Genomic DNA, 13,781 nt, shown 5'->3' on the forward strand with positions numbered 1-13,781 from the left:
AGGTGGTTTTTCCAAAATTATTTTTTCCCCAAATAGACATATGCAGGATAACCAATTTCTTTAGTAGTGCGATCGATAATTGCGCCTAATGTTTCAGTAAAATTATCAGGATGTACATTTAAAACTTCTTTGACAACTTCCCAGTAATTTCCATTAATCGCTCCTGAATAAGATCCTGGTTCATTAATAAAATACAATAATTGAGGCATAATTTTTACTTTATTATCAACTTTTTCAAGTTGCATAATTACTCTACCCAGCGAAACATATACTCTAGTATTATTTGTTATTTTAGAGGTAAAACTTTCAGATATATCGCTAAAGGATTTAAAACCGACAACTTTATCAACTTGTTTAATGTGGTTATGTGGGATGGCTTCGTTTTCAATTTTTATTAATCCAATACTATGTTTATATATATCAGAATATTTTGCATTAGGTTTTTCTGGATATAAAAATCACTTAGTATTTGGATATTTATAGTAAGCAAAATAATCTAAATTCGAAAGAAACAAAGCCCAATTTTCATTTAATAAATCATTTAACTTTGTTTCATAATCACTATCAGTATAGTTTAAAGTATCAAACCTTTTAGTAAACTCATTTCATTTTAAATTTGTGTTATTAACAGAAGCAGCAAGGTCCTCAATTCCTAATTTATCGGCAATATTTTTAACATTTCTTGCAACTGCTTGAGGATTAGATAAATCAATGTCTCTAGTATTTGCATTGCCAGATTGGGGCTCTTTGTTAGTACATGAGATAACACTCATTATTGGTAAAATATTTAAAGTTAAAAGTCATTTTTTCATAATATTATCCTTTGATATTTATTAATATGTAACGAAATTCTTTTGCACCATATTCATCAGTAAATAAAGTTTTATTTATATCGCTATAAGTGTAGTTTTCATCATCTCATTCAGCTGCTACTTCGACGTATTTTTTTAAATCAAAATCACGTAATTTATCTTTACTAGTAATTAGTTTGGGATATGAGTATAAATAACTATGCAAAGCAGGTGGCGAACTTTCAGAGATTGAATTATTTGAATGATCTCCGCTGATATCAAAATGTAAGATTCGTCCATCTTTAGTTAATAAGTAAATTCTGATTTCATAAGGTTCACTAGTATTTTGTGAATCGCTTACTTGAATTTTCTCGCTATAATATTTTTGAACTACAAAATCAATTATTTCGTTACTTGCTGGAGTATAAAAAGCATCGTAAATTAAATTGTTAGTTTCAATTTCATCAATTAAATCATTTTGTGATTCATCAGAAGCTTGCAATTCAGTATATTGTAAGAAAGTAAATTTATCTAAATTAAATAAAAAGAATAATCAATTTTTAGTATATAAATCAACAATAGCATTATTACCACTTAAAGCAGCATAATGTGCTTGATTATTTTTATATTTTTCTTCTTCTTTATTAAAATATGGATAAATTATATTATTGGAATATCGTATCTTGGTACGTAATTCTGCAAAATAATCTTGGCTTAAAGTTTTTTGTGTTTGAATGTATTTATTTTGATTTTCTAAATCATCTTTATAAATTGACTTTAAGATTACTTGGATGTAATTACGGTTAATAAAGTTTTCTCAATTTTGGTCAACTTTTGATTGGTTAGATATTTTAATTGATTTAATTTCTTGATTTTTTTGGTCAAGGCTATTTGAAGAACAGCTCGCAGCTAACCCAAATGTAATTAACATTAAAGGTGATACAAATAAATATTTTTTTAATTTTCTAAACATTTTTATCTTTCCAAGTTAGGAACACAAAGCTTGGTGAGCCATACTTTTGTTTTTTTACCATTTCAACTTCAAATTCTTGACGCCCGCGCTCGTATCCATGAATAAATAATTGATGTACTACATTTGAAATTAGTGAAGGTGAAATTGTATTTGCTTTAGATTCACCAAAATATCAATTAATTGGACGTAATTGTACTTCAGGTTGAGTATTTTCAGCCCGAAGATTATTAATAATCACCCTAAAGATAAGCTTATTTTTACGTATATAATAAACCACCACATCACCTAGTTCAGTTGATTCAATACCTTCTCTAATTGCTTCCAAAAAGTGATTTTCAAATTCCCAAGTTCCTCTATCAATGCCATTTTTTATTCTGTTAGTTTTAGGTATGATTTCTTCTTTGTATTCTTCACTAGTTGAATAATTTTTAGCTAAGTCAACAGTAACAAATTCAACAAAAGTAAGTTCAATTTTATCAAGATTATTTAATATAAAATACCAATTTTTACTAAAAAAGTCATTTTGCTCTAAGGCGTATTTTTTCTTATCGTTGCTATTTTTAAAGTTATTTGTAATTTCTTTAAATTGATTAACTAAATTTTGGTAACTATCAGGGGATGTTTGGGAATTAACATATTCTTGAATTTTAATAAAATCAAACCGGTAGGCATTATTTAAAATTGTATCGATAATAGTTTTGTGAGTTTTGTTTTTATTATCATCTGAAACTGAAGTTATTGCATCAACGTTATTAATTATTTTATTTAATTCTGGTTGCTTTGAATAATTTACACATGAAACTGTAGCAAAAGGTAACATACTTAAAGTAAAAAAAAGATATTTAAATTTCTTATTTCTCATCGATAAACCCCCAGGTATAGCGATACATTTTATTATTTGGTATTTCTTTATCAAATAATTCATTTGCATAATAAAATGCATTTGCATAATTATTTTTATGATAATGATTTAAAAAATATTCATCATTAAACTCACTTAAAATTGGATTAGGATTAAAATTATTATTAGAATTAAGTTTTTGGTAATAATCTAATTCTTTTTGTGGATAAAACTCCATTCCTTTTGAAATATATGATGATAAAGTTTGATATAACATTTCAAAATTATTTATCGTATTTTGAAAAGTAAATATTTCCCCAGTTAAAAAGATTTCTCTTTGTGAACTATTATTAGTTTTTTCAAAAAGAAAAATAGGAATTAGAATGTTATGATCTTGTTTGTTTTTCAATCTTAAAAAAGTAATTTTATGATTAAAAAATTTATTTGTTGGATTTTGTCATAAACTAAATGAGTTGCTAAATTCAACTATTTGGTAATCTTTAAATGTTTTGCTTAATGTTTTTTGGTTTGCATAATATGCTTCAAAACTTGATTGGTTTTTCAAATATTCCTCTTGGTATTGGGCTCTATGTTCTTTAAAATTTGGCATTCAATTATTAAAAACATATGTAAAATTACCAATATTTTGTAAATACCAAAACCAACGATCATTCAAGGTTGAGGATATTATTTTAACTGAATTAAGAGCTGTTTTTAATTTTCAACGTTCTGCAATTTCCTCAATTTTAGGTATAAATAAAGGTGCAAAAGTTAAAGACATATTCAATTCTGATTTAAATTTTTCTTCCACTCTTAATTGTTCATTAAAAAAACTCTTTAATCTTTTTGGATCATCTTGCTTTAAATTATCTTTAACAAACTTTTCAATAATTTCATTAATTTGGTAATCTTCTTGGATTAAATCTTGGTAAGGAGAAGTTGTTGGCTTATTATGTTCTGAACATGAAATAATTAAAGGCATACTTACAAAACTTACTGTTAATAAATTAAACCTTAATAACTTTTTCATAAAAAATTTCTTCAAGGCTTGCATATTTTTCACCTGAATATACAATTCTACCTTTATGAATTAAGGTTAAAGTATTAACAAATTTATCAATTTCACTTAAAATGTGTGAGCTAATAAAAATTGTAATTCCTTTTTCACGTAAGTTTTGAAGTATGTTAAACAATTGGTAGCGGGCCGTTGGATCTAAGTTGGCAGCTGGTTCATCTAAAATAATTATTTCAGGGTTGTTTAGCAAAGCCTGAATTAATAAAACTTTTTTCTTTTGACCACTAGAGAAATTAAATGGTTTTTTGCGTTTTAAATCACTAATTTCAAATTCTTCTAAATATTGATCAATTTTTTGTAATAATTCTTCTTTTGCAATTCCATTTAATTGTCCAAGGTACATTAAGTAATCTAAGACGGTTAATTCTTTGGGGAAAATTGCATTTTCAGGAATATACCCAAGTGCAAGGCGGCTTTTATGGTCTTTAATGCTAATCCCATTAATAAATACTTCACCAGTATGGTTAATATATGCACCAATAATTGTTTTGATTGTGGTTGTCTTTCCTGCTCCATTTTCGCCAATAAAAGCATGGAATGATCCTTTTGGAACACTAAATGTTAAATCAAATATACCAGTTTGTTCATTTTTATTGTCATAGATTTTACTTAAGTTTTTGACTTCTAAAATTTTTGTTTCCATTATTTATAATCCTTTTTAAAGTATAGTCAATTATTAAGTGCAACAAAACCAACAATTAAAATAATTCAGATTAAAAAGTAATAATTTTTATTAACTGTTTGAATGTTATTTCTTGCTACTTGCCAAACTTCTTCAACCGGTTGAAAGGCATAATTATTAGATGGTTCTAATTCATATCTAATAATTACTTTTCGCTCTTTATTTTCATCTTCTTCAATTTGTTGTTTTGCTACATAGTTAGCAAAACCTCCTAAGTTATATCTAAAGCCTTCAATATCTAAATTAATTGAATGAGGATCAAAATTATTCGTTGTTGTATTAAATAAAATAGCATCGGCCACAAATGTATTATTATATGTAAAATATAAATAGTAAATTAATCCTAGTGCGATATAAATTTTCTTCTCAATAATAGTTTTAATACTACGGTTTTCAAGAGAATCTTTATTCAAAACAACAGAGCGAATATCATGTATTTTTAAAAGTTCATATTCTGAATCTATTTTTAAATGTTGTGAAATTAATTTAAAAATAATATCTTTAACCTCAAAAACATTATCTAATGAAGCTTCTTTAAATTCGTTAGCCAAAGCTTGTACAAATTGTTTTGCATAGTATTGGAATACTTCGCTTTCTAAAAGTTCTTTTAAATATTCTCATTTAATTTGGCCAACTAAATTATCTGAAGCTGAATAAATAAATTTATCTTCAGGGAATTTTTGTCCAAAACTTTCAGCCCCTTCCCTTGCATAAATTAAGTTTGTATTAACTAAGTTTTCAATGTGACTATATGATTTTAATGAACCAGGAATTAAATAAGCATTTTTATTGACCCTAGATTCAATAATATCATTTCCATATTGATCCTTAAGATAATTACCATCTGAATCTTGTTTTTTAACAATATGACTAGTAATTGGATAAAGTTTTAAATTAACATTTTTATTTAAATCATAATTATAAGTATAAGTATCTTGATTTTTATAATAAATATAATTACTTAAATTATTGTTTGAACTTTCAACAAATGTTTCAGCAATATTTTTATTCTGAGTATTAAAATAATCAACAAATTGGTAAGGTAATGATAAATAAGAATAAATTTGTCATTCTAAGGCTGAGTTTTTTGAATAATTAAATGCTTCTTTTAAATATTCTCTTTGGTCAGCTCGTAATTCTTTTTTATCATTTCCGTTAGGAATAATGTAAAAGGTATCTTGTTTGTTATTTAAATAAAATTTTTCTAAGTTTGGCAAGTTTCCAGAAGGATTATTTTCATATTTGGTGTTTAAATAATAAGCAATATTATTGCTTGTTGAAGTGCTTTTAGTTGAAATAATGGTTCCACCAATTACAAGTGGACTAAATAAGACCAAAGGAATGGTAATTGCCACTTTAGCATTAACTTTATAAGCAATTAAAGAGCTTATATTACCAAATAAAATATATCCTAAACTAAAAATTGGTATTGATAAAAAACCTAAAGCAATTATATTTTGGTCTTTTAAAGCTCCTAAAATTATAAAATTTGAGATTGCTAAAACCAATGATCAATAAAAGGCAAATAAAAAATTTGTCAATGTTTTTCCTCATATTATGCTTTTGCGCGATATAGCTTTAGATAAAGTTAATAGTTCAATACCTTCTTCTTCTAAATCCTTAAAAATATTAATCGATTTAATTGATGAGTATAATAAGGTTAATAGTAATTCTATAAAAACAATGATATAAAAAATTAATGTTTTTATGTTTGTATTTAAATCAAATGAGACAACAGAAGCCAAAAATATAAGGGCCACTGTTAACCATATTAACGGGATAATTAAGGTATTTTTCTTTTTTAATGTAATTTTGTGTATAAAGAAAATATACTTAAAAAATGTGTTCATAGTTTCCTTTCTATATTACTGCACAGTAATATTATAAAATAAATTAACTTAAAAGTTAACCATTATTTTAAAAACTTTTAATTTTTGAAATAACTACTATTTAGGCCCATATATAAATCCCACCGAAAGTGAACTAATTTAATTAAAATATGGTATAAATTATTTATGATAATCAAACATAACATAGATAAGTACAAAAACTTAACAAACTACGAACTAAAAAAACAGCAATCTCTCATATTAATTGCTACAAATATTGAAAAATCTTTATCTCAACTTAGTTTAATTACAAAGCTCAGTGTATCAACTGTAAAAAGATATAAAAAAATAATAAAAAGTAATCAAGAAATTGACATCAGTCATAAAAATAAAAATCAACAAAGAAGTTGCAAAGTTACAGATTCAGAAATTGAATTAGTGTTTAAAGATTATTTAAAAACATGTGAAATTATTTTAAATAGCATTCTAACAAATAACCAACTTTCGTTTAAAAGTTATTATTATTCAGAATATGGTTCTTTTATAAGGCAAAAAATTTCTTACAAAACTTTGGTAAGAAGATTCAACCAATTAGGATTATTTAATATACATACAACCAAAAGAGGAAGAAGAATAGCAAAATTATCAAAGAAGAAAACTTCACAAGAAATAACGTTAATATTAGAAATTTAGTTTCAACAAAGTAAACGTAATAAAAACAAAGACATATTTAAAAATTAGGTGAAATTGTTGAGATTGATGTACAACTTGAACCATTATATCTTACTAGCAATTAGTATAGTAACAATAAAAATTGTTAACACCCCGATTTTAAGAGAAAGAAGTAACATTAAGGTATCAAAGGGTGTTAGAAACAGTATTTAAAAATATGGATTTTTATAATGATTGACATAAAAGATAGTCATTATTTTAAAAACTTTTAATTTTGTCATTTAATATAAATTCAAAAAGTTTTTCTAAATGGGAGTTGATATTTAAATTTACTAGTTGTTGAACTTTTGTTTTAAGCATTTGTTGTTCTTTTACTTCAAAATTTTGGTATGTTATTTGCAAATCACTTTGGTGCAAAAAGCAACTTTTTAAAAAAATATTATTTCATTCAATAAAGTCAGTTCAATTTTTAGTTTTTATTTTACTAGAAAAATGCGAATCTTTTATTTTAAGGTTGTAAAACTCTTTTTCTTTTAAAATAATTTTATTGGGTAATTTTGTATCTAATAGGTCTATATCCTCTTGATCAAAAACAAGCGAATGAATTATGCGATCTTTAATATATTGATCGTGATTTTTATGTAAAAAGACTTTATTTAAATGAATAAAAGTATCCAAAATTGCATTTACTCATTTAAAAGAATTATTAAAACAAGCATGATTAAAATTTTCACACTTATAAAAGGTTTTGCTGTATATTCTAATTATTAAATTAAAGATATCTTGGTTTGTTGCAAGCTTGATTTTTTGAATTAAGTTGTTTTGTTGATAAATAAATAGTTTCATGGTTCTCCTTAATTTTCTATTAATTGGAAATGTCACATGCAAGTTTTTTTGCATGTGACATTGTTTTTGTCTGCCTTGTAATAAAATAGTTGTATTAATAATTTTTAAAAAATGAAAGGAGACTTTAAAATTATATGAAAAATTTAGAAAAATATATTTGTGTTTTTGACAAATATCGAAAAGAAAATAAATATCAACATTTTAAAATTGAAGAGAATTACAACACTATCTTGAAAATGCAAGGAGCACTTGAGTCGCAACGAAAATTACGATCAGATCAAATCGATCTAGAACAACTTTATAATATTTTACAAGAACTTTCTGAAGGCTTCTCAATCCAAGAAGTAGCTAAGATTTTTAACAGAGACATTCGAAGTATAAAAAGCAAAATTAAAATTATTACAAATCGCAGACCACTTAGTTTAGATAAACAAAATCGCTATGTTTGTCCTAAGTGTTCAAAAAGAGTAATGCGTGTTAAAACTCTTAATTTTACTAAACTATACGAACATTTATTAGGCTATTCATTTGCGAGGCTCTTTTTTGTAAGTGATACAATTAAAGATAAATGAAAGGCCTACAGAAAATATTGGTATAGTGAGCTTAATACATATACTAAAAATAGAAATAAAAAGAATTTGCAGCAAAAAGAAGTTAAGAAATCAGTTACCTATCTTGTAAATTCTTTTAAAAAATTATCCCCTGATGAATTTGCTCCCTCACCTAGTACAATTTATAAAATAATTAAAAAATACCCTTATTTTCTTGATTTTGACCACATTGTTAAAAAATCTGAAGGCAAATATGGCATAAGGAAGAAAAAACAAACCAAACCTAAAACATTAAAATATGCTACGGAAATTTCGAAACGTCCAGCTTATATTAATGATCGCTCTGAACACGGCCATTTTGAATTAGACACCGTTATTGGTAAAATCAATGATACATATTGTATTGTGACGATAATTGAACGGCAAACCAGAATGTCTTATGCTATGCTCTCAAAACGCAACTCCAAAGCTATAAAACAGACTCTTCTAAAACTAATCAAGAAACATAACTTAGACATTAAAACTTTAACAGTTGATAATGGTAGTGAAAATGTCTTATTGCACCAGGTAATTCCAACTGAAAGATTATTTAAATGCCAACCATATAGTTCATGACAAAAAGGTTCAATAGAAAATATGCACCGCTTAATTAGGTATTACATTCCCAAAGGAAAAAGCTTAGATAAATACTCTCAGCAAGAAATTGATTATATGATGAAAAAAATAAATAACTATCGGCAAGTTGTCCGGAAATATAAGATAACTTAAAATTTTTTTAATCCCCCGCCTTTGATTGCAATCAAAGGGGCCTTACTTTTGGCAAAAGTAAGCAAAACCGACGAGAAAACACTGCCGTGTTTTCTGTTTTCTCATACATTTTTTTATCTAAAAATTATGTTAAAATTAAAAGACAATTATTTTGTTAATATCTCGCAAGTGACTTTTCCAAAAAACACTCCTTAATTTTCCTGATAAGTTTATTACAAAAAACAGAAAAATCTATATAATAATTATATGAAAAAGATTAATAAGAAATTTAAAAATGTTTTAGCATTAACATTAGCAACTTCAATCATGCCAGTGATTGTATCATGTGGTACAACTGACGCACCTGAAAGAGGTGCATCAGACAATACTCAATTAAAAGCTGATATTAATGCATACATATTAAGATTAAATACACAAACATCATTCCAATACAAACGTAATTTGGAAACAGCTTCAACTACCGAAGATTTAACACGTTTAAAAAATCAAATTACTGAATATTGAAATAAATTAGTAACCGAAACACAAAGCGCAATTGATAAAGTTACTGATACACAAGTTAAAACCCAATTAACAACTGAGTTTAATGGATTTAAAAATTCTAATACATCAACAGAATCAAACTTTAATTCATTAAAACAAAGAGCTAAAGATCAAGAAAATAAAGAAAAAAATCCTAATTCTAACACAAACCCAGGAGGATCAAATACAAATAATAATTCAGACCCAAATAATGGACAGGGTCATACAGCAAATCCTGGACAACCTGGTGAGCCAACACAAAACCCTCAAGAATTAGAACCCTTAAAACAAGAAATTAGAGCTTTAATCCAACAATTACCTGATGATAACAGACAAAAAGGTGTTTTTGGTCTTCGTATAGAATTGAGTCAAACTAAACAACAACTCGAAGCCTTGAAAACTGAAGTTCAAAACGCTATTAAAGAAGAACAAGAAGCAGCCCAAGATACAAGTCCAACCGAAACTAGAACATTTAGTTTCCAAAAAATATCTCAAGAACAAGCTATTGAAAAATTAAAGGACCGTAGTTTTTCAATTGGATATGGTTATAAAAACAAAGGTGAACAGGTTTACTCAAATTATGATGGAACAGGTTGATTACTTGATTATGCATTTGATAATAATCAGACCAAACAAAACCTAATTTTATTTTTAGCAACTAATTTACACGTTCATAATAGACAAGCAAACACTTTTGAAGGAACTGCTGATAAAGGTAAATTTTTAGAATACGAAACAACTGAAGATTCAAAAAATACTAACTTCTTTTTAGGTGTTCCAAAATCAAATATTAATACTGCTCCAATTAAAAATAAACAAATTCCAAGTATTGAAACAAATATACCTAAATTGTACTCTAACTTACCTGATTCAGTTACTGATAAACAAAAATCAACACCAATTGGAGATATCTTAGGAAATCCAAAAACAGTATTTGCTGCAATTGATATTTTTGATTCAACTTCAAATAATCAACTTAAACAAACAGCGAGTGTAAGACCTAATGATGAATTTACTGACCAAAAACTTGGAATTGATTTTGCAGTCTTCGCTGTTGAAATCAAATATTCTTCATTAAATAATTCAGAACATAAAGAATTGAAAGACCACATTGATAAAGCAATTAAATCATTTGATGATGATTTAAAATCGTTAAAACATGATGGAGATACTTTATACATCCCATTTGACTATGCTTCTTCATATCAAAAAAATAATCGTAGAGCTTTAAAACCTGAAAGAATTTATATTGGTGGATATCCTAAAGCTAGTCATCTTGGATCTGTATTTATGACTAATACTTCAACTGATTTAAACCACGATATTACATACAGAAATAATACATTCACAAACAATTTAACCGTTTCACCTGTATTTGATTCAAAAAGAGCAACAGTTCCTTTTGGCTACAGTTTCAATGTTGATAATTCTTCACTATACTATGGTGCCAGTGGTTCAATGGTGCTTAATGAATATGGAGTTCCTGTAGGTATTTATTCAACAGTTGATAATACTGATGGTGCATCAGATTTATCAAAACGTGGCGGATTTATCCAGTTAATTATGACCCAAGATAATCCAGCTACAAACTTTGCATACAATCTTATTGATGGAAGTGATAAATCCAAATATCCAAAACAAGAAAAATCATACCGTCAAAATCTTGCTAAACTTACAACTTTAACATCTAAATACCCTAAAACAGCTTTATTCCCTGAAGGAATAATTAAAAACAGCTAATGAAAAAGAAATTTTTTCTTAATTTAGGTTCAATTTTAAGTATTGTAAGTTTTGGAGCATTGGTTTCTTGTAGCACAAGTGACCCAGTGCAAAACCCCGAACCTGTTAAACCAAATCCTGATCTAGGCAATGACACAGGACAAGACTCCACTGGAACTATAAATACTAACGGTGATTTTGAAACCTTTAAGACATCAATTGCTAACAAAACTTTTAGTGATTTATTTAAAATAACTGGAACAAGTTTTGGTTTAGATGATATTAAAGCTAATTTTACTAAAGACGAATTCATTGAAAAAGTTGTTTCTGGTGATTTAAAGGTTACTTTAAAAAATGATGATACAACGTTAAAAATCGTTAATGCCATATCAGTTGAAAACCAAAATAGAGCTGCACTAATTTTTGCTTATAAAAATAATTCAAATAACTTAGTTCAATTTGATATTGATGGCTTTCTTGACAAAAATAGTAATTCACTATCAACAAATAACAATCAACCAGCTAGTGACTGAACAATCTACCGAGAATCAACCCAACAAGAGCGATATGATCAAGACATGAAAGCATATGATCAATTACTCGCAAGTGGAGCACAAGCTCGTGAATTAGGCGCAACAACTCAAACCAAAGAACAGTATGATAAATTAGCTAAAGAATTAAACTTAGCAAATTATGATCGCTCAAACTTATTAGGTTTTACCATTCCTAAATATGATGCAGATGGAAAGGTTTTAGGTCTTGACATGAAACTGCAAGAACAAGGGAAAGCAGATTCATGAGTTGATAGTTATGGAAGAATTAAAGGTTTAAATGCTGGTTTGGCTCGGACAATTACTAACCAAACTTATGCTAATATGGCCTTATCTTCATATAACATTAAATTAACAAACTGAGCCGTTTCTGCTCATGAAGCAGATCGATTAGTTGCCAAAGAAATCTTCGTTCCAGACCCATTTGTTCATGAATATTTAATTAAAATGTTATCAAATGAGGAAATTAAAAGTGACTTACTTGAAAAATTAAAGCGTAATTATGATGATGCCGCTACAGTTGTGGTAATTCACGATAAAGCCTTTGAACAATTAGCCTCTGAAATTGGGCTTTATCCTGCACGTCAAAGATATGAAGATGAATTCAATAAACACAGAAGATCTTTACTAATTGACAAAATTAACAAAACAACATTAGATAAAAAAATTAAAGATAAACTTATTTCTACTGTTAACCACGCAAAAAGAAATGAAAACTTTAATCATTTACAACATTTATGAGAAAGTTTTACACCTAATGCAGGTACCGCTTGAATTATGGACTATGAATTGCCAAAAGACGGTAAATATCCAACTAAATGATATTTTGCAACTAACCTGCACGTCATTGATGCAATGGACCAAATTCATTTTAAAAACTTTCAATTAACTGTTTTACATGAAGAAATGACTTCACTATACAATAAATTACGTACAATTCCATTAGATGATCGTTTCAAATCATATGACTTTAATGACGATAATTCAAAGGCAATTACAAGAATTTTTGATGGCCGCGATTATTTAACTAAGGATCCAGTAGATTTTTTAGCTGACAAAACTTTTGATAAAAAAGAATTTATTGATATTGCAATTTTTGAAATAGACTTTGAAAAAACCAACTACACAGAAGAAGATATTAAATTTATAACAAATAATTATGCTAATAAAGATGATCGTAAGATCTCATTTGTTAACTATGATTATTTAAATCAATATTCAAAAATTGATATACCTTTAGCTACACGTAATATTGAAGATCTTAAAAAATATGATAATTTATACATCTTAGGTTATCCAAAAACTAAAACAGATCATTTTGAAGATTACTTTATTGACCAATATGAAGACAAGACTCTTTATGAACAACAATGGTTTACATATAGTTTATGAACCAATGCTTCTTATGACCTTTATAAAAAACCAGGGCCAACTGATGATGAAAAATCTAAAACAACTTATGAATTAGGTTATGGACTTTCTTACACCCTAGGTTATCGTACATTCACTGATAAACCTGGAGTTGTTGATCAGTTTATATCTGCTCCAATCATTGGGTCTGCTCCATATACCTCTCCACAAGATGATAAACAATATGTCGCAATGAACCTAGCTTATGCACCACGTCGCTATATCCCAGGAGGAGGTGCAAGTGGTTCGCAGGTAAGAATTCAAGATAACAAGGTTGTTGGAATTTTCCATAGTGTTAATCAATATGCAGGATCTGGACTTGCCGCCGCTTTCAGAAGTGATGGATTTAATTATAAAGGGTTATATGGTGAATATAATTTACCTCAATATGATGTAATTTATGGGACTGGTAAAGATCAAAAAAATTCATATCGAAATGAAATGCTTAAAGCAGGCAAAGGAAATACTTGATTATTCAAAAATGGATTTAATTTAGAAAATGTTCCTGAAGAATTTAAATTTAAGCCAACAATAAATAATTAATAAACATA

12 protein-coding genes are annotated in these 13,781 nt (G+C 27.1%); 5 read left to right on the forward strand and 7 right to left on the reverse strand.

Annotated elements, in window-relative coordinates; genetic code table 4:
- Window positions 1–17 precede the first annotated feature (17 nt).
- Genes AC0B4S_RS02490 through AC0B4S_RS02515 form a run of 6 tightly spaced genes read right to left on the reverse strand, consistent with a single transcriptional unit; the run spans window position 18 to window position 5,903 of the window.
- The gene (locus tag AC0B4S_RS02490) at window positions 18–812 is read right to left on the reverse strand and encodes a hypothetical protein (protein WP_465101539.1); all 795 of its coding nucleotides are present in this window, start codon (window positions 810–812) and stop codon (window positions 18–20) included.
- Window positions 813–816: 4 nt separating this feature from the next.
- Window positions 817–1,764: an aromatic motif membrane protein gene (locus AC0B4S_RS02495; protein WP_465101540.1), complete on the reverse strand. Its 948-nt coding sequence runs from the start codon at window positions 1,762–1,764 to the stop codon at window positions 817–819.
- Window positions 1,757–2,626: an aromatic motif membrane protein gene (locus AC0B4S_RS02500; RefSeq protein ID WP_465101541.1), complete on the reverse strand. Its 870-nt coding sequence runs from the start codon at window positions 2,624–2,626 to the stop codon at window positions 1,757–1,759. Before AC0B4S_RS02500 ends, AC0B4S_RS02495 begins: the two co-directional genes overlap by 8 nt.
- On the reverse strand, window positions 2,616–3,635 hold the full coding sequence (locus AC0B4S_RS02505) for an aromatic motif membrane protein (RefSeq protein WP_465101542.1): 1,020 nt from the start codon (window positions 3,633–3,635) through the stop codon (window positions 2,616–2,618). Before AC0B4S_RS02505 ends, AC0B4S_RS02500 begins: the two co-directional genes overlap by 11 nt.
- Window positions 3,613–4,323, reverse strand: coding sequence for an ABC transporter ATP-binding protein (locus AC0B4S_RS02510; RefSeq protein ID WP_465101543.1), 711 nt, complete (start codon window positions 4,321–4,323; stop codon window positions 3,613–3,615). Before AC0B4S_RS02510 ends, AC0B4S_RS02505 begins: the two co-directional genes overlap by 23 nt.
- Window positions 4,323–5,903, reverse strand: a complete 1,581-nt coding sequence (locus AC0B4S_RS02515; protein ID WP_465101544.1) for a hypothetical protein — start codon at window positions 5,901–5,903, stop codon at window positions 4,323–4,325. Before AC0B4S_RS02515 ends, AC0B4S_RS02510 begins: the two co-directional genes overlap by 1 nt.
- 22 nt (window positions 5,904–5,925) lie before the next feature.
- Between AC0B4S_RS02515 and AC0B4S_RS02520 the strand changes: the two genes are divergently transcribed.
- On the forward strand, window positions 5,926–6,054 hold the full coding sequence (locus tag AC0B4S_RS02520) for a hypothetical protein (RefSeq protein ID WP_465101545.1): 129 nt from the start codon (window positions 5,926–5,928) through the stop codon (window positions 6,052–6,054).
- Between the two features lie 323 nt (window positions 6,055–6,377).
- Window positions 6,378–6,884, forward strand: a complete 507-nt coding sequence (locus tag AC0B4S_RS02525) for a hypothetical protein (protein WP_465101546.1) — start codon at window positions 6,378–6,380, stop codon at window positions 6,882–6,884.
- Between the two features lie 237 nt (window positions 6,885–7,121).
- Here AC0B4S_RS02525 and AC0B4S_RS02530 read toward each other — a convergent pair whose 3' ends face one another.
- Window positions 7,122–7,709 (reverse strand): hypothetical protein, encoded by a 588-nt coding sequence (locus AC0B4S_RS02530; RefSeq protein WP_465101547.1) that lies wholly within the window; start codon window positions 7,707–7,709, stop codon window positions 7,122–7,124.
- 134 nt (window positions 7,710–7,843) lie between these two features.
- Here AC0B4S_RS02530 and AC0B4S_RS02535 point away from each other — a divergent pair, with 134 nt between their 5' ends.
- From AC0B4S_RS02535 to mip, 3 genes are all read left to right on the forward strand, one after another.
- Entirely contained in the window at window positions 7,844–9,028 is a 1,185-nt protein-coding gene (locus AC0B4S_RS02535; protein ID WP_465101464.1) for an IS30 family transposase, read from the forward strand.
- A gap of 246 nt (window positions 9,029–9,274) precedes the next feature.
- Window positions 9,275–11,290, forward strand: coding sequence for an MIP family Ig-specific serine endopeptidase (locus tag AC0B4S_RS02540; RefSeq protein WP_465101548.1), 2,016 nt, complete (start codon window positions 9,275–9,277; stop codon window positions 11,288–11,290).
- Window positions 11,290–13,773 carry an Ig-specific serine endopeptidase MIP gene (mip, locus tag AC0B4S_RS02545; protein WP_465101549.1) on the forward strand — a complete coding sequence of 828 codons (2,484 nt, stop codon included), beginning with the start codon at window positions 11,290–11,292 and terminating at the stop codon, window positions 13,771–13,773. Before AC0B4S_RS02540 ends, mip begins: the two co-directional genes overlap by 1 nt.
- The last annotated feature ends 8 nt before the right edge of the window (window positions 13,774–13,781 follow it).

Source organism: Mycoplasma sp. 6934, from assembly GCF_055523595.1.